A 20,598-nucleotide genomic window follows, 5' to 3' on the forward strand; every position below is an offset into this window, starting at 1 on the left:
CGAACCGCCGGAGCCTCGGCGTGCCCGGCCGTCGGGGGCTTCCCGACTATGCGATCGGGAAATCGAAATAGGTGTCCGGGTAGGGCTCGTCCTTCAGCGTGTAATGCCACCATTCGCAGTCGTACGCGCCGAACCCGGCGGCCTCCATGATGGAGCGGAGATATTGCCGGTTGGTCGTTTCGACCTGCGTGATCCCCCGTGCGCCGTGGTGCGAGATCGGGTCCATCAGGTCGTGGTGGCCGCCCATCTGAGCCAGATCGCCGGTATCCAGGTGGTAGAGCGTCAGGTCGACGGTACTGCCTCGGCTGTGGCCCGACTTGGCGGCCACATACCCCTTTTCGAACATCTCGGCCCTGTCGATGTTCGGATAGTGTCGCGGCTTCGTCCGACCGTCCTCCGCCTCGGTCGACCAGCTCAGGAATCGGTCGACCGCGCGCTGGGGGCGGTAGCCGTCCCACAGAAGCAGGTCGAAGCCGACCGATGCGGCCTCTTCCCGTGCTCTTTTCAGGGCCGCGCACAAGGCCCTCGTGCCGACGATGCGATTGGCTGGATACCCGTCCACCGGCTTGCCGATGAAGTTGTCCCAGGTGGCGTACTTGGCGTCCCACCGCACCCCGGGGATCAGCTCGTCGACGAAGGCGAAGTCGTCGTTCATCGATTCTTTCCCTCGATCGCCAACGACACCAACCGATCGATCACTTCGGACAACGGGAATCCGGCGGCTGCCATCATGCGCGGATAACGGCTGTACGAGGTGAGCCCCGGGAGCGTGTTGACCTCGTTGAGAACCACGTTTCCGGCCGGCGTGAGGAACATGTCCACGCGCGCCAGCCCCCTGCATCCGAGGGCGCGATAGACGGCCTTGGCCGTCTCCTGGACGCGAGCGCGCGACTTTGCCGGGATGTCGGCGGGCACGATCGGTGTCGAATTGTCGGAGCCGTTTTCGGGCGCGGCCTCCTGGTGGATCTTGAAGAATCCGTGCGACAGCGCGATACGATCCACTTCGCCCGTGATCAATTCCGGATCCTTGCCCAATATCGCACATCCGACCTCGCTGCCGACGACGGCTTCTTCGATCAGGATCTTCGAGTCGTATCGACGTGCCTCGGCGATCGCATCGGCCAGTTCTTCCGGCCGGGAGACCTTGCCTACCCCGAACGACGATCCGGAACGGGCCGGCTTCACGAACGCGGGATAGGAGATCCCGTCGGCGTCGACCTTCTCGTCCGCCGTGATACCGATGAAGTTCGGCGTGTCGATCCCCGCGCCCGCGGCAATGGCATAGGCGAGGGATTTGTCCATGCACAGCGCGGAGCTTTGGATGTCGCAGCCCGCATAGGGTATTCCGGAGAGCTCCAGCAGACCCTGCGGCGCGCCGTCCTCGCCGAGCTTGCCGTGCAGCACGGGCAACACCACATCCAGGCGGATCGTCTCGTAGCGACCCGACTCCAGGAGGAGCAGTCCGTGCACGCTCGGGTCCGGTGCCAGCACGACCGGACGGCAGTTGCCGTCCTCCCAGTCCGGGTCGGGGCCGTCACACAGCTTCCAGGCGCCGCTCTTCGTGATCCCGACCCAGAAGGGCAGATACTTTTCCGGGTCGAGGTTCTCCGCGACCATCCGCGCCGATTTGACGGAGATGGAGTGCTCTTCGGAGCTGCCCCCGAATATGATCCCGATTCGTGTCTCAGCCACGCTGATCCCCGCTCTCGAACTTCAGGCAGTTGACGATGGAGTTTTCGACCGTGTCCCGGAGGGCGTGATCGGTGTAATAGGCGGTATGCGGGCTGATCAGAGCATTCGGAAGCTCGTGCAGCCGCAGCAGCGACTTGCTTTCGACGGGCTTGCCCCGGCGGTCGGCGTAGAAGATTCCTTCCTCTCCTTCGAGGACGTCCAGCGCCGCGCCGCCCAATTCGCCGCGCTCCAGCGCCGCGATCAGGGCCTCGGTTTCGATCAGTGCGCCGCGTCCGGTGTTGACGATGAAGGCACCGTCCTTCATCCGCCCGATGCGTCGGCCGTCGATGAGGTGATGGGTGTCCGCCGTGAGCGGTGTATGCAGCGTCACGATGTCGCTCACGCGCAGCAGCTCGTCGAGATCGACGTAATCCGCCGCGACGTTGGGAGTGGTGTCGTGGGCCACTATCCGACAGCCGAAGCCCCGCAATCTGTCCACGACGGCCGCGCCGATGCGCCCGGTTCCCACCACCCCGACGGTCAGGTCACGCAACTCCTTCCCGCGCACATCGTCGAGTGAGTAGTCGTGCGCATCCGCACGGCGGATGATGGATCCGGCATTTCGCAGCGCCATCAGGATGAGCATCAGCGTGTAGTCGGCCACACTGTCGGGGGAATAGACGACGTTGCCGACGGAGATCCCGACACTTTCCGCGTATTTCACATCGATGTGGTTGTATCCGATGCTTCGTGTCGAGATATACGCCACGCCGACCCGGCTGAGCGCGAGGAGGGTGGCATCGGCGATGCGCGCCTTGTGGCCCACGCTGATGCAGCGGTTCCCCGACGCCAGCTCGATATTGGCCTCGGAGGGCGCCGCCGCGGTAATGGTCGGCACCACGTCGAAGCGGGGTGACATTTCGCGGAACAGAGCGGCCTCGTCCCGCTCACAGCCATAGATCGTGATTCCCGTGGTTCGGGCAACCGAGGGGGAAGAGGGGGAAGACGAGGACGAGGACGCCGCAGTTCCGGTGCGGCGGGTCTCGGTTGGTATCGGATCGCGATGACTCATGTCACCAGTAAAGGCATCGTGGCGTTGTCGGAACGTACGCGCATTTCGATATGCCGACGCTATGTTACTCATCGGTACTATCGGAGAACGGCAAACCCGCGTGGTTCGGCGCGAACGCTTCCGTCATCGCCCGCGGCGCCTCATGTACAGGTCGAAGGCCCGGTAGACCATCGGTCGCAGGGGCAGGTCCCACTCCCCCACATATCGCACCGCCCGACCGCCGGTGCCGACCTTGAACCGGATCAGGCCCACGTGCGGATCGTCGGCATCGAGGGTGGGGGTGATGCCGCGCAGGTCGTAGACGTCGCAGCCGGCCGCCAGCGAGTCGCGGATCATCGCCCACTGGCACGCGTTGGAGCCGCGCACCTCGCGCTTGGCGGTGGACGACGCGCCGTACGAGTACCACGCGTGCGCACCGACACGGACCAGAATGGTCGCGGCCACCGGGTCGCCCTCGTGACGAGCCACATAGAGCCTGATTCGCTCCGGATCCTCCGCGTTCATCGCCGCGAACATGCTCTCGAAGTAGCTCAGCGGCCTTGGAATGAAGCGGTCGCGTTCGGCGGTGTGCACGTAGAGGTCGTGGAACGCCGCCAGGTCCGCGTCGATCGCGACCTCGACGCCCTCCTTCTCGGCCTTCCTGATGTTGCGCCGCCAGAGCTGGTTCATGCCCCCGAGCAGGTCGTCCTCGGTCCTGCCGGTCAGCGGAATCTCGTACTTGAACTGCGGCTGGCCGAGCCCGAAACCGTCCTCCGGGCTCTGCGGCAACCATCCGGCGTCCCGGAGCCGGCCGCTCACATGGGCGCCGACCGGGTCCGGCGAGCGACCGGGGATGTCGGTGAGCCGCCGGATGCCCGGGTCGGCGGCGCCCTCCTTGACCTGTTCCGCGCTCCAGGTGTCCATGCGCACCGGCGGGCACAGCCGGATCGCGAACGCCCCGCGCGCCTTGAGGTGGGCCGCCAGCGGGTCGAGCCAGGCATCGATCTCACCGGTCCAGTCGATGGTCGGCCCCTCGGGCAGATAGGCCAGCGTGTACCGCTCCAGCCGCGGCACCGGACGGTGCAGCACGAGCCCGGCGCCGACCAGCCGCGGGCCGTCGTACCAGCCGACCGATTCGCTGCGCCACTCGGTCTTGACGCGGCCCCACGCCGGGGTCTGCAGAAAGCTGACCGAGCGCTGCGCCCGCACGAACGCCAAGTGCTCGTTCGCGCCGATCGACGCGACGGTCAAACGTGCTCCCGCGGCCGGGGAGTTGCGGCGGGGTGCGGTTCGGCTCATCGCCGCACCGTCCCCGCGTCGGCCCGATCGGACGGGGAGGTACAAGGCGCTGTCGGCCGGAGGTAGGACATTGCGCCAGTGAAGGCGGCGTCCCGTTGCCGATACGTATGCACTTTTCGATAGACCGACGATATGCGGCGCCTCGTAGCATCGGGGCATGCGTGTGCTGATCGTCGAGGACGAGCCCTACATGGCGGAAGCCATCCGCGACGGCCTGCGTCTGGAGGCGATCGCGGCCGACATCGCCGGAGACGGCCACACCGCACTGGAGTTGCTGAGCATCAACAGCTACCACATCGCCATCCTCGACCGGGACATCCCCGGGCCCTCGGGCGACGAGATCGCCACCCGCATCATCGCCTCCGGCAGCGGCATGCCCATCCTCATGCTCACCGCCGCCGACCGCATCGACGACAAGGTCACCGGGTTCGAACTCGGCGCCGACGACTACCTCACGAAGCCGTTCGAACTGCGCGAACTGGTGCTCAGGCTCAGGGCCCTGGACCGCAGACGCGCACACAGCAGGCCCCCGGTACGCGAGCTCGCGGGTGTGCGGCTGGACCCGTTTCGCCGGGAGGTCTACCGCGACGGGCGCTATGTTGCGCTGACGAGGAAGCAGTTCGCGGTGCTCGAAGTGCTCGTCGCCGCCGAGGGCGGGGTCGTCAGCGCCGAGGAACTCCTCGCGCGGGCATGGGACGAGAACGCCGACCCGTTCACCAACGCGGTACGCATCACGGTCTCGGCCCTGCGCAAACGGCTCGGCGAACCCTGGATCATCCTCACAGTACCCGGCGTCGGCTATCGCATCGACACCCAACCTGAGCACGATCGCGAGGGGAACGACCGTGCATAGGGCGTCCGTACACCCCTTGGGCAAAGCGCCTCCGCCGGCCGTGCACAGCACACCCGAGCAACCACTGGAGCGGGCTCCCGGGCTGAGCGCCCGCCTCAAACTCACCCTCAGCTACGCCGGATTCCTCATGCTGGCCGGCTTTCTGCTGCTCATCGTGCTGTGGTGGTCCATATGGCGCTATGTGCCCTACAAGCCGATCAGGGACAGCGACGGTCTGGTCCCCCGGCACGGTCGTTTGATCTTCCTGCGCACCTTCATGCCGGTCGCGACCACGATCATGAGCTTCCTGTTGGTGTTCGGTCTGGTGGGCGGATGGATTCTCGCCGGTCGCATGCTCGCCCCGCTCACCCGCATCACGGACGCCACGCGCAAGGCCGCCGACGGGTCGCTCTCCCACCGGATCCGGTTGCGGGGCCGCAAGGACGAGTTCCGCGAACTCGCCGACACCTTCGACGCGATGCTCGCCCGACTCGAGGAACACGTCGCCGAACAACGAAGATTCGCCGCCAACGCGTCGCACGAACTGCGCACCCCGCTGGCGATCTCGCAAACGCTGCTCGACGTGGCCCGCAACAATCCGACCCAGGACCACGGCGAACTCGTCGCCCGCCTGCACGCCGTCAACGCCCGGGCGATCGAACTCACCGAGGCGCTGCTCGTGCTCAGCCGCACCGACCAGGGCTCCGTCACCCGCGAACCCGTCGACCTGTCGCTCCTGGTGGAGGAAGCCGCCGAAACACTGCTCCCGCTCGCCGAGAAACGCGGCGTCACCATCGACGCCTCCGGCGAGATCACCCCCACCGTAGGGTCACCGGCGCTCCTGCTCCAGATGACGACGAACCTCGTCCACAACGCCATCGTGCACAACCTGCCCGAACAGGGTGTCGTGTGGGTCGAGACCCGCGTGCGCGCGAACGCCGTGGTGCTCACGGTCGAAAACAGCGGCGAGGTGCTGTCCGCCCAGCTGGTCTCGACCCTCACCGAACCGTTCCAGCGCGGCACCGAACGCATCCGCAACGACCACGCGGGCGTCGGCCTGGGGCTGGCGATCGTCAAGAGCATCGTCCGGGTACACGACGGATCCCTCGTCATCACCCCACGCCCGTGGGGCGGACTGCGCATCACCGTCGAACTGCCCGCCAGAAATCGCGTATCCGTCCCGAGGGCACGGCATGCGGGCGCGACACCGTGAGCGGGCCCGCCGAGGCCGTCGTCGCCCGTGACCGGTCGGCTTCCGGGCATGCGTCGAGGAGGTCGGCCGCCAGGCGGTGGACGTACGCGGTGTCGAGGCCGGCCGGGCGCCGCGCCTGCTCCTCGCCTCGCTCGACGCACAAGAAGGACTCCTGAAGCGCGAAGTCCTCCTCGGCGTACAGGTTCAACGCCGACTCGTGGTCGAACGTCAACAGCAGCACACGGCCGTCCTCGGCGAAGTGCCAGACCGCGGACTGACCGCCGCCGCCGTCGTCGTTCCAGGCCAGGCGCCGTGCGCCGGGCACCGCCACCGGTGCGACACCGGCGAGGTCGTCCATGACGGCCGCGCGGCGCCGCACCTCGGGGAGGGGTGTCGCGGCCAGGGCATCCCACGTCACATGACTCATTCCCGCGGGTTATCCCCCACCCACGACAAGTCCGTCACCCACCGCCGCGCCCCGAGCATCGCCGACCCACCGCCACGGAGCCCACCATGACCGCGACCCGCCGCCTCATCTCGCCCCGCCGCTGGACTCCTCCCCCGGCCCCCGCCGATGGGGGACGCACGCACGTCACCGGCCGGTTCGTCGTCGACCGCCGTATCGCGACCGGCGGTCACGGTCCCGAGGACGTGATCTTCGACGCGCGGGGCCGATTGCTCGTCGGCCTCGACGACGGCACCGTCGTGCGCATCGACCCGGCCACCGGCGCCCGCACGGTGCTCGGGAACACCGGAGGCCGTCCGCTGGGGCTCGAACCCTCCGCCGACGGCGGCGTCCTGGTGTGCGACCACGATCGGGGGCTGCTGCGCATGTCCGCCGACGGATCGGTCGAAGTGCTCGTCGACACGGTGGAGGGCCGGCCGCTCACCTTCGCGAGCAACGTGGTGGAAGGCCCCGACGGGACCGTCTGGTTCACGGTGTCCACGCGTCGCTGGGACCTGGAACACCACCTCGGCGACTTCCTGGAGCACTCCTGTACCGGCCTGCTCGTCCGCCGCGACCGCGACGGCGCCGTCACCGTGCTCCGCAACGACCTCAAGTTCGCCAACGGCCTCGTCCTCGCGCCGGATGCCTCCCACCTGCTCGTGGCCGAGACCAGCGGGTACCGGGTGAGCCGCTACCGACTCACCGGCCCGAACGCCGGCGGCGTGGAGCCCTTCGTCGACAACCTCCCCGGCCTGCCCGACAACATGAGCCTGGGCCGGGACGGGTTGGTGTGGGTATCGATCGTGGCGCCCCGAAACGCGCTGCTGGACCGGCTGTTGCCGCTGCCGGGCTTCCTGCGGCTGCTGGTGTGGAACCTCCCCGAAGCGTTCCGCCCCGAGGCCGCCCCCATCGCCTGGGTGATGGCGTTCGACCTCGACGGCCGCCTCGTCCACGACCTGCGCACGGACGACGGTTCGTACGCCTTCGTGACCGGCGTCGCCGAACACGACGGAACACTGGTCGCGGCCGGCCTGCACGAGGACGACATCGTCGTCCTGGCCCGCACACCCCCGGCCGGGTGAAGAGCCACCGGAGGACGCGAATCGGCCGTCACTTGGCGTCGAGTCCCGGAAACCTCCCAGATCCGTGGGATTTCGTCGCTCGAGCGCAACGGCGAGGATAACGACAGCGCGTTCCGAATCAGGTGCGGTCGGTGGTCGACCCCCCGTACCGGTCCGGTGGATCGCGCCGTCCAGGCACGTCCCGATCCGTCGGGACGCGGCGCCACTCGCACTCCGCACGAGATGGGACGAACATGCAGATCAGACGCAGCGTAACGACTCTCCGCGAACGAGCCGACCCGGTGCCCGAAACCGGGGGGCGCGCCAGGCTGGTTCGCCTGGTCGCGATCGGCGCACTCTCCCTCGGCACGCTGGGCGTGGGCGCCGCGTCGGCCTCCGCCGCCGTCGAGGCTCCGGCCGGCACCGACCCCAACGTCGCCGCCGCCTACCGGTGCGATGTCGTGTACACGACCGCCTACTACTCCTGGATCACCACCGGCCACAGCCACATCGACTCGATGCTGCACGCCGAGCGGAGCTACACGGCCTGCGATGCCAAGCGCCAGACGTACCTCGTCCGTCCCGGCGATCTCCGTCCCGACAAACCGATCATCATCGACCCGAGCGTACTCACTCCGGTCCGACCGTAGCCGCACCACGGCACCAATTCTCCTACCGGAAAAGCGAGTTGATCCCATGAAGATCCGTCGCATCGCCACCGCCATCGCGGGCGCGGCCGTCCTGGCCCCGGTGCTCGTACTGACCGCCGGTTCCGCGGCACACGCGAACCCGCCCTACGCGCACTCCAAGCTGGAGCGGTGCACCATCGACTGGAACAACAACTACTGGTCCGGCGGCGAGGCCTTCGCCCGCGGTCAGTGGAAGGCGTGCATGGGCGGGTAACCGTCCCGCGCCCCGGGCGCCGGTCGCGGCCCACCCACCGTGGGTTGCGGGCGGCGCTCATGGGGGCGGCCTGCGGTCGGAGGAGGAATCTGTGCACGGAGCGGCACGTGTTCCCCCGGAGGGGCGGCCCCCGCATCGGGTCCGCTCCGTAAGGTGGGGATCGGAAGCCGCGCCCGTCGGTCGAGAGGCCGAGGGCATGCCGAAGCAGGAGTCTCCGTGGACCACGAACCCCAACCCGGACGGGAACCGGTCGTGCTCGAACCCTTGGTGCGCGCGTTCGTGGACGAGCACCGGCGCGTGACCTCGACCGGGACGGACGGAGGGCGCTCGACCGCGCGGCCCCACGATCGCCTCCCGGGACCGCACTCGAAGACGTCCGGCATCACGTCCGACATCACGTCCGGCACCCACGCCGCGGTCCCCGACGTCGAGGAGGCGAGGCTGGCGGTGCCCGTCGCGCACGACGATCGTCAGGTCGTCCGCGTCCTGCGCCCCGTCGACGCCGACGAGCCGCTGCCGGTGATCCTGTATGTGCCCGGCCCGTCCCGGACGAGGACCGACGCTCCCCCGCAGCAGGCGTTCGAGCGCGATCTCGTGCTCGGAGCGGATGCCGCGGTCGTCGTCCTCGACCCGCCGCACCCCCACGGCGAGCGCCATCCCGCCACGGTGGAGGGTCTCCACACGATTGCCGCGTGGCTCTTCGAACACGGCGCGGACGTGGGACTCGACCCGCGTCGCGTCGCCGCCGTCGGCGTGTCCACCGGGGCGAACCTGGTGGCCGGCCTGACCCTGGCCACCATGCGCCACGGCGGTCCGCCGCTGCTTCAGCAGGTGCTGATCTGCCCGACCACCGATGCCTCGGCCTCGGCCTCGACGTCCTGGTATGCCGAGTTCGTGGACGGCTACGTCCCCGATCCCGGGCTCCGCGACGAGAGCACCGGGTCGCCGCTGCGCGCCGGTGTCGACGAACTGGCCGGCCTGCCCCCCGCACTGATCCTCGTCGCGGAGGCCGACGTCCTGCGCGACGAGGGGGAAGCATACGCCGCCAGGCTGCGCACCGCCGGTGTCCCCGTCGTCTCGCTGCGCTACCACGGGACGATTCACGCCTTCGTCGCCCTCGACGCGCTGCGTGACAGCCACGCCTCCCGGGCGGCGCGCATCCAGGTCGTCGACACGCTGCACGTCGCCTTGCACACCTGGCGCTAGGTCGATCGACCCGATCTCGCGCGTGAGTCAGTTGACCTAACGTCACCCGTGGACGCCGCGGCACGATCATCGAGCGGCCGGTCCAGCGCCGTACGACGGCGACCCGGGCGGAGTGACGATGCGGCCTGTGACGGTGACCGAACCCTCGCGGGCCGAGGCGACGTCCGGCCACCCGTCGGCCAACCGCTCCGGACTGCGGGCCCGCACGGTATGCCTCCTGGACGGGGATGGACTCCCCGGCCTCGGGGGTGACGCGGACACGGACACGATCATGGTCGTAGTCCCCATCTCCGGATCGATCGCCGTGACCACCGACGACGGCGACGACGTTCTCTCGACGGGTGCCCTCCTCGTCGTCGACGGCCGGCGCCCGCCGACGTTCACCTCCGTCGGAGCCTGCGAACCGGCACTCGTGGCGTTCGCCCGGGGACTGCTGACCGAACCGGACCCGGCCATTCGGCGAGCGAGCGGCCGTGTCCTCGACGCCGAGCGCGGCACCGCCGCCCTCGTCTCGTCGGCCGTGGTGTCCCTGTGTCGAACCTCGGGGTCCGACCACGTACCGCTCGACCGGATGAGCCACCACGTGGCGGACCTCGTCTCGACACTGATCGCGGAACTCGCCGAGAGTCCGCAGCCGGCTCGTGCCGACGAACTGATGGCCGACATCCGCTGGTACGTCAACTGCCACCTCGGCGACCCGGGGCTGAGCCCCGAGCGCATCGCGGCGGCGCACTACGTATCCGTCCGCTATCTGCACAAGCTCTTCGAGGGGGAAGGCATCACCCTCACCCGCTGGATCCAACGGCGTCGCCTGTACGAGTGCCGCCGGGAACTCGGGCGTACCGGCCGGAACACCGTGAAGGTCGCCACCGTTGCCCAGCGCTGGGGTTTCGCCAACCCGGCGCATTTCAGCCGGGCCTTTCGCGCCGCCTTCGGTGTCTCCCCCAGGGACTGGCGCGAGTCGCGCATCACGGGACACGAGGGCTGAGTAGGGAGCGACAGGTGAGCATCACCGATCAGGCGTCGTTGCCACGTGTGCTCCGCACGAACCGGCTCGGCTACCTCCGGGTCGCGACGATCGAGGCGGACCCGGGCGCGCCGCACACGGTTCACACGCGCTTCGCGGACCGGGCCGACCCGTACCTCGGCGTCGGACTCCAGGATCTCGGCACCTCCCGGGTGGCCCAGGACGGGCACGGGTCGCTCGTGCGCCTGGGCGAACTCTTCGTCGTCGACTCGGACAGGACGTTCACCCTCGAACCCGAGAGCCGCGTGCGCGTGCACGCGTTCCGTGTGCCCCGCCGGGCCGTGGCCATCGCCGACCGTGACCTGCGTGCCGTCACCGCGCAGGCCATCGTCCCGGGCACCGGGGTCTCCGCCGTGGTCAAGGCCGTGTTGACCTCGCTGGCGTGTTCGCCGGATCCCTTCGCACCGGCGGTGGGCGAAAGAGTGGCGGGCAATGTCACGGAGCTGCTGGCGAGCCTGATCACCGAGCTCGCCCCGTCGGCGACGCCGGCGCCGACCTCGGTGTCGGACGAACTCACGCTTCGTATACGGGAGTACATCGACGCGAACCTCGGCGATCCCGACCTCACGCCGGAGCGCGTCGCACGATCGCAGCGCATCTCGCCGCGCTACCTGCACCGGGTGTTCGAGTCCGAGGACACCACCGTGGGCAGGCTGATCCAGCGCCGCCGTCTCGAGGAGTGCGCTCGCGAACTCGCCAGGCGCGGACGCACCAGCCCCACCGTGGCGGCGGTCGCGCAACGCTGGGGCTTCGTCAGCCCGGCCCACTTCAGCCGGGCCTTCCGCGCGACGTACGGCGTTTCTCCGACGGAGTGGCGCGACCGGGGGCAGGGGCCGCACCCGGCGGTCCCCACCCGTCAACAGTCCTGACCACGAGCCCGGGCCCGGGCCCGGTCGGCGAAATGCCGGCTCGGCCGCCGGCCCGCGGCAGGCACGACCGTAACCTGGTGCCCGAGATCCAACGCGTCCGCGCGTACGCGACGAGCGCACCCCGACTGATCGCGGCCTGGTGAGGAGGCGGTGTGGACATCCTGCTGGAAACCACGTTCGACGACGAACGCGACGCGCGTGAGCGTCTCGAAGCCGCGTTTCGCCGATCCCTCGGGCCGGTCGGGGTCACCGTTCCGCGCGGGCGTCGGGTCGGAGCCGTATTCACCGGTACCCGGATCGGATACGCACGTGTCCTCACCGTCGCGTCGAGCGGCCTCGGGTTCGGTCGCAGCGCCCGGATGACGGACCGTCACCCACTGGGCGCGGTGACCGTCGTCCTCCAGCGTCAGGGCGTCGCGTCCATCGCGCAGGACGGCCGCGACACCGTACTCAGGGGCGGTCAGGCCGCCCTCGTCGACATGCGCCGTCCCTTCGCCGTCCGCCAGTTCGACGACTTCACGATGAACCTCGTGCGGTTGCCACACGACATCGTCGCCCGGCTCGGCGGAGCGTTGGAAGACGCGACGGGTCGGGTGATCGCGCCCGGATCCGGTGTCGGCGGGGTCTTCGTCGACTTCGTCGCACGGCTCGCCGACGTCTGCGTCCAGGTCTCCGCCGGGATCGGCGAGCGTCTCGCCGGCCACACGGCGGAGCTGCTGGCGACCGTCCTCGAAGAGGGGTGCCGGGCCGACGGCGCACGGACCGATGCCGCGCTCCCGCGGGTACACCTCGTCGACCAGGTCCTCGGCTACATCGACACCCACCTCGGCGACCCCGGACTGTCCCCGGAGGCCATCGCGGCACAGCAGCGCATCACGGTGGGCCACCTCCACCGACTCTTCGACGGGGAGGGGGCCGCACTCGGCCGGATCATCGAGCGGCGACGTGTCGACGCGTGCGTCCGCGAACTCGACCGGCGCGCCGCCGTGCGCCCGCGACTCACCGAGGTGGCCCGTCGCTGGGGGTTCGCCGACACCGCGCACTTCACGGAGGCGTTCGCGGCCGTGCACGGCACGCCGTTCGGGACGCGCCGCGCCCGGCCGCTCGCGACGGGGTAGCTCCGCGACGCGGACGGGACGCGTGCGCTCTCGAGGTCGGGTCGAGCCGATCCGGTGCGGCGGGCTACTCCCATGAGGCGGGGTACTACAGTGGACCGGCGACGGAGCGGTTGGGGTTCGGGGATCTTCCGAGTCCACCGGCCTTCGGCGCACACCACCGTCCCGGCCGCCCGAGGGCGCGAAACCATGACAAGGGAGACGGGCAGTGGACGGCCGGGAGCGAAGCGCCCACGACCTCGTGGGTCGCGAGCGCGAGAAGGCGCTGCTCGCCCGGAGTCTGCACGAGGTCCGGGTCGACCAAAGGGGCACCGGGGTCCTGCTGCGCGGTGACGCCGGCATCGGCAAGACCGCCCTGCTCGCGTGGGTGGAGACCCAGGCCCGGCAGATCGGCTTCAGCGTGTTGCGCGCCGTCGGTTCCGAGGCGGAACAGGGACTGGCCTTCGGGGCACTGCACCAGGTCCTGTGGCCCCTCCTCGACGGCGACGACGACGTACCGGAGCACGCCGACGCCCTGTACCGGGCGCTGGGACTGCGCGAAGGCATGCCGCCCGGCGGTTTCGCGGTGGGCGCGGCGGCCCTGCGGATGCTCGCCGACGCCGCTCGTTCACGCCCGCTCGTCCTCCTGCTCGACGACCTGCAGTGGGTGGACGCGTCCAGCGCGACGGTGTTCGCGTTCCTGCGTCGGCGCGTCACCGACCTGCCGGTGCTCATCGTGGGCGCCGTGCGTCCCGAGGCGGACGCGGACGCCGACGCGCACGACGGTTGGCCGGCCGACCCCATCGAAGTGGGCGCGCTGGCCCACGCGGACGCGGGAGAGCTGTTGCGGCGACGCTACCCGGCCATGGTCGCGACGGCCGCGAACCGGGTGCTGGACGCCGCCGACGGCAATCCGCTCGCCGTGGTCGAACTGCCGCTCCAGCTCGAGGAGGGCCACGTCAAGGGGCTCCTTCCGATGCCCGAGATGTTGCCCCTGGGCCGACGCCTGGAACGCCTGTTCGCCGGCCGGATCGACTCGCTGCCGCCCGACGCCCTGCGTGTCCTGCTGCTCAGCGCGCTGTGCGGCGGCACCGCGGCAGGCAATACCGGCGCATGGCTGCGCACCGTATCGGGCGACGACGCGGAACGCACGCTCGCGCACATCGAGGCGAGCGGCCTGGCCCGGCTCGACGCGTCGAAGGCGCTGGTCTTCCGCCACCCGCTGGTGCGCAGCGCGGTGATCGCCGCCGCCCCGGGCCACGATCTGCGGGCGGCACACCGGACGATCGCCGAAACGCTGCTGCCCGACGATCCGCGGCGCCTGGTGCACGAGGCCGCCGCGGCCCTTCTCCCCGACGAGGATCTGGCCGCGCGCCTCGAACACGCCGGTCACCGGCTCGCGCGCCGAGGCACAGACGCCGAAGGCGCGCTGCTGCTGGACCGCGCCGCCGCGCTGAGCCCGGCTCCCGACCGGCGGGCCCGACGGTTGACGTGGGCCGCTGTCATGGCCGCGCGCGGAGGCCGCCTGTGCCACACGGCGCAGCTCGTCGGCGAACTGAAGCAGGGACCGGTCCCCGCCGACATCGCCCCGCTGTTCGGCTACGCGGTGGTGTACGTCGATCAAAGTCACCGCATCGACTTCGAGTCGTCGTTCACGCTGCTGCCCGAGGTCCTGCGGGCGTTGGCGCAACCGGGCGCGGACTCGTTCGGGGGCCTGGCCGAGCAGGTGTATTTCAAGCTGCTGCTCGCCACGTCCCTCACGAACGACCCGCGGGGCTGGGACGCCCTCGACCGCCGGCTCCCGATGGCGTCGCCCCTGGGTCGGCTGTGCTACCGCGCGTGGGTGGACCCGCCCCGTACCGCGCACGGCGTGGCCGAGGAACTGCGGGAGCTGCTGACGGACATGAGCAACGAGCAGGCCGCGGGGGACGGCTGGCTCGCGCTGTGGACGGCGTCGGCCGTCGACGCCGCCGACGCGGACCTGCGGCGTCGATTCACCGGCCGGCACGGCTACGCCACCCAGGGCTCGCTCGCGAAGGCCGAGCGCTATCAGGACTTCCTGCGCGGAAACTGGGACACGGCCGAACTGTGCCTGCGGGAGGCGGAGGCCGCCGACGACATCGGCTATCGCAACAACGCGTTGTTGTTCCGCTTCTACTACGCGCATTTCCTCGCGGGTCGCGGCGCCGAGGCGGAGCTGCGCGAGGTCGACCGGTGGATCCGGCCCGTCGCGGCGACCGCGCGGATGCGCTTCGTCCTGGACAACCTCACCCGTCTCCGCGGCCTGGCGGCGTTGGGTCACGGCCGGTACGAGGAGGCGTATGCGCATCTGACCGAACTCACCGAGCCGGGCGTGCTGCCGCACGGCATGCCGTGGTTCCATCTCGTCTTCTTCGACTTCGTCGAGGCGGCGGTACGCACCGGCCGGCTCGCGGAAGCGCGTGCGCACGTGGCGGCCGGCGAAGCCGCCCGGATGGAGAAGATCTCCGACCACCACGCGTTCCTGCTCGCCGCGGCCGCCGCGTCGACCGCGCCGGACCAGGTCGCGGACGCGCGCTTTCGGGACGCGTATGCGGTGCCCGGCGCCGCGCAGTGGGTATTCGACATGGCGCGTCTGCGCCTGGCGCACGGCTCGTGGCTGCGTCGTCGGCATCGCGCCGAGGCCCGGGACGTGCTGCGCGAGGCCCATCACACGTTCCGTCGGCTCCGCGCCGACTCGTGGCGGGCACTGGCCGAACAGGAACTGCGCGCCGCCGGCGACCCGGTCGGCGCGGTCCGGGGCTCGAACTCCCCACTGAGCGCGCAGGAACTGCGCATCGCACGACTCGCCGCGCAAGGACTGTCCAACAAGGACATCGGACAGCGGCTGCAACTCTCGCCGCGCACGGTCTCGGCTCACCTGTACCGGATCTTCCCCAAGCTCGGGATCACCTCCCGGGCGGCCATCGGCCGGGCCCTGGGAAACGACTCCTGAAGCACCGGCGCACCAGAGCCTGCCGTTTGCATGCGTTGTGAGGTCAAACCCGGTGCACGGACGGTCAATCTCCGACGACTTCGCAGTTCTAGCGTGAGAATCGACGGCCCCCGCAGATCTCCGTGTCTGGTCCGGAGGGGTCGAAACCTCACATGGAACTCAGGAGATTCGCATGTCCGACGTTGTGGAGCCGGTGCGGCCGGTGCTGGAGCCGGCAGCCGCCGCGTTCGCCGAAGCGACCGCCAATCCGCCCTACCTGTTCGACCTGCCGCCCGCCGAGGGGCGCAAGACCGTCGACGAGGTGCAGTCCGGCGAGATCGACAAGCCGCGGATCGACGAGGAATGGATCACCGTCTCCGGCGGCCCGACGGGCAGCGTCCGCGCCCGCATCGTGCGCCCCGCCGACGTGCAGGGGATCCTGCCGGTGATCCTCTACATCCACGGCGCGGGCTGGGTGTTCGGCAACGCCCACACTCACGACCGCCTCGTACGCGAACTCGCCGTCGGCGCGAACGCCGCCGTGGTCTTCCCCGAATACGACCTCTCCCCCGAGGCCCGCTACCCGGTCGCCATCGAGCAGAACTACGCGGTCGCGCAGTGGATCGTGCGGCAGGGCGCGGCCAAGAACCTGGACGGCTCGCGGCTGGCCGTCGCCGGCGACTCCGTCGGCGGCAACATGACCGCCGCACTGACCCTGATGGCCAAGGAACGCGGCGACGTCCCGCTCGTGCAGCAGGTGCTGTTCTATCCGGTCACCGACGCGAACTTCGACACCGCGTCGTACCACCGGTTCGCCGAGGGCTACTTCCTGCGCCGCGACGGCATGCAGTGGTTCTGGGACCAGTACACGACCGATCCCGCGCAGCGCGCCCAGATCACCGCCTCCCCGCTGCGGGCCGGCGTCGACCAGCTCACCGGCCTGCCGCCGGCCCTGGTCATCACCGGCGAGGCCGACGTGCTGCGCGACGAGGGCGAGGCGTACGCCAACAAGCTGCGCGAAGCCGGCGTCCCCGTCACCGCCGTCCGCTTCCAGGGCATCATCCACGACTTCGTGATGCTCAACGCCCTCCGCGAGACCCACGCCGCCCAGGCCGCCATCACGCTGGCCGCCGGCACCCTGCGCACCGCGCTGCACAGCGGCTGACACCGCGCTCGACGTCGACCTCCGACAACCTCCGCCGACCCCCGACAACAGGGAGAACAACCCGAACATGACCACGAATCCCACCCCCACAGCCGTGCTCGTGCACGGGGCCTTCGCGGACGCCGCCAGTTGGACCGGAGTCATCGCGGAACTGCAAAGCCACGGCATCCCCGTGCTCGCGCCGCCGAACCCGCTGCGCGGCCTGGCGTCCGACGCCGCGTACATCGCGTCGGTGGTTGCTCGGATCGACGGTCCGGTGGTGCTCGTCGGCCACTCCTACGGTGGTGCGGTCATCTCCGTGGCGGGCGTTGCGGACAACGTCGTCGGGCTGGTGTACGTGGCGGCCTATGTCACCGAAGAGGGCGAGAGCCTGGGCGAGTTGCAGGGCCGCTTCCCCCTGTCGCCGCTCGTCGGCAACCTCAAGGAGGCGACGTACCCCACGGACGGGGCGGAGCCTGCCGTCGAAGTCACCATCAGGGCCGAGGCGTTCCCTGACATCTTCGCCGCCGACGTCCCGGCCGCCGCCACCAGGGTCCTCGCCGTGGCGCAGCGTCCGCTGGCCACCTCGGCCTTCACGGAGACGGCCTCGGCCGCCGCGTGGAAGACCAAGCCTTCCTGGGCGCTCGTGGCCGGCGCGGACCGGGCGATCAACCCCGAGGTCGAGCGCTTCGGAGCCCGGCGGGCCGGGGCGACGATCGTCGAGATCGAGGGCGCCTCGCACGCCGTGGCCGTGTCCCGGCCCAAGGAGGTCGCCGAGCTGATCCGCGAAGCGGTACGCGCGACCGGCTGACGAGGCGACGGCCGCGCGGGGGCACTCGTCACACGGTGAGCACCCCCGCGCGGCTGTCGGGACCCCGTACTACGGTTCGGCGCATGCGATGCGAATACCTGCAATGGGACGACGCCGTAGCCCTGTTCGAGCGCCGAGGGCTGCCGGAGAGCACGTACGAGAACCTGTACGAGGAGGAGTACATCCTCGTGTCGGGGCCCGCCACGGTGACCGGGGAACTTCCCCTGGACGAGCATGAGCGCACGCCGTGGGCACAGGGTGCGCCCGAGGCGGCGACCGGATACATCATCGACGGCGACTTGACCGTCGACGGCGCCATAGTCGACATCGATGCCGGCGACGCCGCACTGATCGTCCTGGGGAATCTGCGGGCACAAGACATCTACCTGGCGGGCGACACGAAATTGATCGTTCTCGGCGACGTGACCGCCGACTCCGTCACCGGCGACATGACCGACAAACTCGTGATGATCCACGGTGACGTACGCGCGACCGTGTCGATCTTCCGCAACGAGTTCTGCCCCGACCTGATCGGCGGCACCCTGTACGGCAGGACCCTCGCACCCGCCTACCTGGACCTCGCCGCCGAGGACATCGGCGGCCTCGTCGACCCGACCCCCGACGCCCCGCTCGCCGACCTCCTGGTCCCCGAACTACTCGTCACCGGTACACCGGAGCCCGACGATTTCGCCGACATCGGCGTTCGCGGCGCCGTCCTCCGCGAACGTATCCTCGCCGGCCTCCCCCTCACCAGGAGCGGCGAGCACTGACGGCGGTCGCTCGTCCTCGCCGTGACGGGTACCAAGGGCTTCGGCCGGTCGACACGCGATCTCGGCCGGCCTCCCGGGTCACAACGATGGGAGGTCGGCTCGGTAGCACTCGGTCGCGTAGGGGATCTGCGTCGGGCGCTCGGCGGCGAGCAATGTGCGGACCCGTGACAACAACTCCTCACGCGCTGCCGGCTCCAGCGTGATCACGTAGCTGCGGGAGGCGACCATGTCCACGATCTCCGTGGGCGACAGCGGATGACTCCAGCGGAAGTCCTGCCGCTCCACGGGGCCGAACGGCGCGCCCACGTCCTCCACGTGCCGGTCGTTCGTCGGTGCCGCCGCGTAGTCACGCAGGACGCGGTCGAGTTCCGCCACCCAAGGCACCGACACATCACGGAAGTTCCACACCAGGCCCAGTCGCCCGCCCGGGCGCAGCACCCGGGCGGCTTCCGGGACGGCTTGCTCCGGGTTCACCCAGTGCCAGGCCTGCGCACAGACCAGGACGTCCACGCTCGAATCCGGAAGCGGGATCGACTCCCCGGTCCCGTCCAGGACCCGCACGTCGGGAAGCACGTGCGAGAACTGCTCGCGCATCCCGGCCGAGGGCTCCACCGCGACGATCTCCCGGCCCGCGGCCCGCAGCGCCCGGGTCAGCTTGCCCGTACCCGCGCCGACGTCGACCACGGTTCGCGCGTCCTGGGGCACCAGCCAGGCCACCGCCTCCGGCGGGTAGGGCGGGCGGCCACGCTCGTAGGCGTCCGCTGCGGCCCCGAACGACCGTGCCCGACGAACTTCTTCCGGCTCCTCGACTCCCGTCATGCCCGGCATCCTGCCAGGTACCGCCCAGTGCGCTCGTCACAATCGTGTGACAGTGCGTAACAGGATTGTGGCGGTGCGTCCCGGGGTGAAGGGCGCGCCGATACTCGGTCGTACCAGTGGGCACTCGCCAGGGGGAGCGGCCATGACGCAGTTGGACAGGGTCGACAACACTCTGTGCGCCACCGGGCGGCACGTCTTCGCCGAGGAGCGGCGGGGCCGGCATCCCGGAAGCGTCGGGTGGTGGGCGGTGTTGCGGGCCGGCGGGTGGGGTCTCGTGACGATCGCCATCGCATGCGCGATGACCTCCGTCGCCTACAGTCCGATGATGGCCCTCGCGATCCTGGGCGTCATCGCGGGCGCGATGGTGATCTGCTTCGCGTGGAACCTGCTGCGCGGGCATCGTGGCGGATGCGCCGCGAGGCGCTCGGTACGCGCGGTGCTGTGCGCATACGAGGGCGCCTCCCTGCCGTGACCGCGGCGACGAACCCCGAAGGGGTCCGGTGACACGGCGGCGGCCGACGAAGGGGGATGAAGGCCGTCCGTCCCGGGCAGTTGGGATCGTCGATTGTGGGCAGGGATGCCCCGTCCCTCGACGCCGAGGCCACCGCCGGAGATCGCCATGGTCGACGAACCACCCGCATCACCCCACCTTCGCGAGACGATCCGTTGGAACGTGCCACCCGAACCGGGCGCCTTACGCCTGGTCCGTCACGCGGTCCGCGACTCCCTGACCGACTGGGGCTGGACCCACGAACGCGTCCACACCGCCATGTGGGTGACCTCTGAACTCGTCGGCAACGCCCTGCGCCACACCGACGCCGGCGCCGTGCTCACCCTGACGCCCATCCCTGACGGCGTACGCCTGACCGTCACCGACACATCCCCGGACCCGCCCGTCCGCCGCACCCCCGGACCCGACGGCGGGCACGGGTTGCGCGTCCTCGACACCCTCGCCCCCGGGTGGAGCGTCGAACACCACCCGCACGGCAAGAGCATCCACGTCGACATCCGCACCTGACGCCGCGCGGCACCCACCCGCCCGCCCGCAGGGCCGACGAGACGGAGCGAACGGCGGATCCTTTCCGGGAAAGACCCCGCGAAACGCGCCTATTCCGGGGAATGCGCCCTCCAGGGCGGGGCAGACGTGGGGCGGAGGTAAAACAATGATTCCCCTTTTGGTCGTCCTGCTTCTCGCCCTGATCCTTTTCGGCGCCGGTTTCGCTCTCCAGGCCCTGTGGTGGATAGCCGTGATCGTCCTGGTCGTATGGGCCCTGGGCTTCATATTCCGCTCCGCGGGCACCGGCGGCCGGCGCGGCCGGTGGTACCGCTGGTAGACCCCGACAACGATATGGTTCCCACCGCGTCATCGACAGGGTGGGGTGTGGGGGGGGGGGGGGGCCCGCCGGGGGGGGGGGGCCCCCCCCCCCAAAAACCCACCCGGCGGGGGC

General features: G+C 70.2%; 22 protein-coding genes. 16 read left to right on the top strand and 6 right to left on the bottom strand.

Annotated features, from left to right (window positions below; all coding sequences use genetic code 11):
• Positions 1–46: 46 nt before the first annotated feature.
• The 4 genes from vanX to ACH4XV_RS30720 form a co-directional block, all read right to left on the bottom strand.
• On the bottom strand, positions 47–655 hold the full coding sequence (gene vanX / locus ACH4XV_RS30705; protein WP_395795446.1) for a D-Ala-D-Ala dipeptidase VanX: 609 nt from the start codon (positions 653–655) through the stop codon (positions 47–49).
• The gene (gene vanA / locus ACH4XV_RS30710; RefSeq protein ID WP_395795448.1) at positions 652–1,692 is read right to left on the bottom strand and encodes a D-alanine--(R)-lactate ligase; all 1,041 of its coding nucleotides are present in this window, start codon (positions 1,690–1,692) and stop codon (positions 652–654) included. The genes vanX and vanA overlap by 4 nt, the downstream gene beginning before the upstream one ends.
• Positions 1,685–2,743, bottom strand: a complete 1,059-nt coding sequence (locus ACH4XV_RS30715) for a D-isomer specific 2-hydroxyacid dehydrogenase family protein (protein WP_395795450.1) — start codon at positions 2,741–2,743, stop codon at positions 1,685–1,687. The genes vanA and ACH4XV_RS30715 overlap by 8 nt, the downstream gene beginning before the upstream one ends.
• Positions 2,744–2,866: 123 nt before the next feature.
• The gene (locus ACH4XV_RS30720; RefSeq protein ID WP_395795452.1) at positions 2,867–4,021 is read right to left on the bottom strand and encodes a lipid II:glycine glycyltransferase FemX; all 1,155 of its coding nucleotides are present in this window, start codon (positions 4,019–4,021) and stop codon (positions 2,867–2,869) included.
• A 157-nt stretch (positions 4,022–4,178) separates the two neighbouring features.
• On the opposite strand from ACH4XV_RS30720, the gene ACH4XV_RS30725 reads away from it, so the two are divergent.
• Entirely contained in the window at positions 4,179–4,874 is a 696-nt protein-coding gene (locus ACH4XV_RS30725; protein WP_395795454.1) for a response regulator transcription factor, read from the top strand.
• Between the two features lie 64 nt (positions 4,875–4,938).
• Positions 4,939–6,066, top strand: a complete 1,128-nt coding sequence (locus ACH4XV_RS30730; RefSeq protein ID WP_395795630.1) for a sensor histidine kinase — start codon at positions 4,939–4,941, stop codon at positions 6,064–6,066.
• On the opposite strand, the gene ACH4XV_RS30735 is transcribed toward ACH4XV_RS30730, so the two are convergent.
• On the bottom strand, positions 5,996–6,472 hold the full coding sequence (locus ACH4XV_RS30735; RefSeq protein ID WP_395795456.1) for a hypothetical protein: 477 nt from the start codon (positions 6,470–6,472) through the stop codon (positions 5,996–5,998). The genes ACH4XV_RS30730 and ACH4XV_RS30735 overlap by 71 nt on opposite strands.
• An 86-nt stretch (positions 6,473–6,558) precedes the next feature.
• Between ACH4XV_RS30735 and ACH4XV_RS30740 the strand changes: the two genes are divergently transcribed.
• The 11 genes from ACH4XV_RS30740 (at position 6,559) to ACH4XV_RS30790 (ending at position 18,331) form a co-directional block, all read left to right on the top strand.
• Positions 6,559–7,575 carry an SMP-30/gluconolactonase/LRE family protein gene (locus ACH4XV_RS30740; RefSeq protein WP_395795458.1) on the top strand — a complete coding sequence of 339 codons (1,017 nt, stop codon included), beginning with the start codon at positions 6,559–6,561 and terminating at the stop codon, positions 7,573–7,575.
• Positions 7,576–7,856: 281 nt separating this feature from the next.
• Entirely contained in the window at positions 7,857–8,204 is a 348-nt protein-coding gene (locus ACH4XV_RS30745; protein WP_395795460.1) for a hypothetical protein, read from the top strand.
• A 46-nt stretch (positions 8,205–8,250) separates the two neighbouring features.
• Positions 8,251–8,457 carry a hypothetical protein gene (locus ACH4XV_RS30750; RefSeq protein ID WP_395795462.1) on the top strand — a complete coding sequence of 69 codons (207 nt, stop codon included), beginning with the start codon at positions 8,251–8,253 and terminating at the stop codon, positions 8,455–8,457.
• A gap of 216 nt (positions 8,458–8,673) precedes the next feature.
• Positions 8,674–9,663 carry an alpha/beta hydrolase gene (locus ACH4XV_RS30755; RefSeq protein ID WP_395795464.1) on the top strand — a complete coding sequence of 330 codons (990 nt, stop codon included), beginning with the start codon at positions 8,674–8,676 and terminating at the stop codon, positions 9,661–9,663.
• Between the two features lie 127 nt (positions 9,664–9,790).
• On the top strand, positions 9,791–10,651 hold the full coding sequence (locus tag ACH4XV_RS30760) for a helix-turn-helix domain-containing protein (RefSeq protein WP_395795466.1): 861 nt from the start codon (positions 9,791–9,793) through the stop codon (positions 10,649–10,651).
• 14 nt (positions 10,652–10,665) lie between these two features.
• Entirely contained in the window at positions 10,666–11,559 is an 894-nt protein-coding gene (locus ACH4XV_RS30765) for a helix-turn-helix domain-containing protein (protein ID WP_395795468.1), read from the top strand.
• 152 nt (positions 11,560–11,711) lie between these two features.
• The gene (locus ACH4XV_RS30770; protein WP_395795470.1) at positions 11,712–12,677 is read left to right on the top strand and encodes a helix-turn-helix domain-containing protein; all 966 of its coding nucleotides are present in this window, start codon (positions 11,712–11,714) and stop codon (positions 12,675–12,677) included.
• Positions 12,678–12,882: 205 nt separating this feature from the next.
• Positions 12,883–15,627, top strand: a complete 2,745-nt coding sequence (locus ACH4XV_RS30775; protein ID WP_395795472.1) for an AAA family ATPase — start codon at positions 12,883–12,885, stop codon at positions 15,625–15,627.
• A 172-nt stretch (positions 15,628–15,799) separates the two neighbouring features.
• Positions 15,800–16,771, top strand: a complete 972-nt coding sequence (locus ACH4XV_RS30780) for an alpha/beta hydrolase (protein ID WP_395795474.1) — start codon at positions 15,800–15,802, stop codon at positions 16,769–16,771.
• Positions 16,772–16,838: 67 nt separating this feature from the next.
• A complete protein-coding gene (locus tag ACH4XV_RS30785) occupies positions 16,839–17,561 on the top strand; it encodes an alpha/beta fold hydrolase (RefSeq protein ID WP_395795476.1) in 723 nt (240 codons plus the stop codon).
• Positions 17,562–17,644: 83 nt separating this feature from the next.
• Positions 17,645–18,331, top strand: a complete 687-nt coding sequence (locus ACH4XV_RS30790; protein WP_395795478.1) for a hypothetical protein — start codon at positions 17,645–17,647, stop codon at positions 18,329–18,331.
• Positions 18,332–18,409: 78 nt separating this feature from the next.
• Here the strand turns inward: ACH4XV_RS30790 and ACH4XV_RS30795 are convergent, their stop codons facing one another.
• Positions 18,410–19,150 (bottom strand): class I SAM-dependent methyltransferase, encoded by a 741-nt coding sequence (locus tag ACH4XV_RS30795; RefSeq protein ID WP_395795480.1) that lies wholly within the window; start codon positions 19,148–19,150, stop codon positions 18,410–18,412.
• 142 nt (positions 19,151–19,292) lie between these two features.
• Between ACH4XV_RS30795 and ACH4XV_RS30800 the strand changes: the two genes are divergently transcribed.
• The 3 genes from ACH4XV_RS30800 to ACH4XV_RS30810 all read left to right on the top strand — a co-directional run bounded on the left by ACH4XV_RS30800 (position 19,293) and on the right by ACH4XV_RS30810 (position 20,484).
• Positions 19,293–19,622, top strand: coding sequence for a hypothetical protein (locus ACH4XV_RS30800; RefSeq protein ID WP_395795482.1), 330 nt, complete (start codon positions 19,293–19,295; stop codon positions 19,620–19,622).
• A gap of 147 nt (positions 19,623–19,769) precedes the next feature.
• Positions 19,770–20,168: an ATP-binding protein gene (locus ACH4XV_RS30805; protein WP_395795484.1), complete on the top strand. Its 399-nt coding sequence runs from the start codon at positions 19,770–19,772 to the stop codon at positions 20,166–20,168.
• A gap of 145 nt (positions 20,169–20,313) precedes the next feature.
• Complete coding sequence (locus tag ACH4XV_RS30810; protein WP_078981957.1) at positions 20,314–20,484, top strand: DUF5670 family protein; 171 nt, start codon at positions 20,314–20,316, stop codon at positions 20,482–20,484.
• Positions 20,485–20,598: the final 114 nt, after the last annotated feature.

Origin of the sequence: Embleya sp. NPDC020630, assembly GCF_044334985.1 — a bacterium.
In the GTDB taxonomy this organism is placed as follows: Bacteria; Actinomycetota; Actinomycetes; order Streptomycetales; family Streptomycetaceae; genus Embleya.

Coding starts and splice junctions, on each gene's coding strand:
- ACH4XV_RS30790 (WP_395795478.1), top strand. CDS start 17,645: ATGCGATGCGAATACCTGCAATGGGACGACGCCGTAGCCCTGTTCGAG.
- vanX (WP_395795446.1), bottom strand. CDS start 655: ATGAACGACGACTTCGCCTTCGTCGACGAGCTGATCCCCGGGGTGCGG.
- ACH4XV_RS30795 (WP_395795480.1), bottom strand. CDS start 19,150: ATGACGGGAGTCGAGGAGCCGGAAGAAGTTCGTCGGGCACGGTCGTTC.
- ACH4XV_RS30750 (WP_395795462.1), top strand. CDS start 8,251: ATGAAGATCCGTCGCATCGCCACCGCCATCGCGGGCGCGGCCGTCCTG.
- ACH4XV_RS30725 (WP_395795454.1), top strand. CDS start 4,179: ATGCGTGTGCTGATCGTCGAGGACGAGCCCTACATGGCGGAAGCCATC.
- ACH4XV_RS30810 (WP_078981957.1), top strand. CDS start 20,314: ATGATTCCCCTTTTGGTCGTCCTGCTTCTCGCCCTGATCCTTTTCGGC.
- ACH4XV_RS30715 (WP_395795450.1), bottom strand. CDS start 2,743: ATGAGTCATCGCGATCCGATACCAACCGAGACCCGCCGCACCGGAACT.
- ACH4XV_RS30780 (WP_395795474.1), top strand. CDS start 15,800: ATGTCCGACGTTGTGGAGCCGGTGCGGCCGGTGCTGGAGCCGGCAGCC.
- ACH4XV_RS30740 (WP_395795458.1), top strand. CDS start 6,559: ATGACCGCGACCCGCCGCCTCATCTCGCCCCGCCGCTGGACTCCTCCC.
- ACH4XV_RS30805 (WP_395795484.1), top strand. CDS start 19,770: ATGGTCGACGAACCACCCGCATCACCCCACCTTCGCGAGACGATCCGT.
- ACH4XV_RS30735 (WP_395795456.1), bottom strand. CDS start 6,472: ATGAGTCATGTGACGTGGGATGCCCTGGCCGCGACACCCCTCCCCGAG.
- ACH4XV_RS30785 (WP_395795476.1), top strand. CDS start 16,839: ATGACCACGAATCCCACCCCCACAGCCGTGCTCGTGCACGGGGCCTTC.
- ACH4XV_RS30720 (WP_395795452.1), bottom strand. CDS start 4,021: ATGAGCCGAACCGCACCCCGCCGCAACTCCCCGGCCGCGGGAGCACGT.
- ACH4XV_RS30800 (WP_395795482.1), top strand. CDS start 19,293: ATGACGCAGTTGGACAGGGTCGACAACACTCTGTGCGCCACCGGGCGG.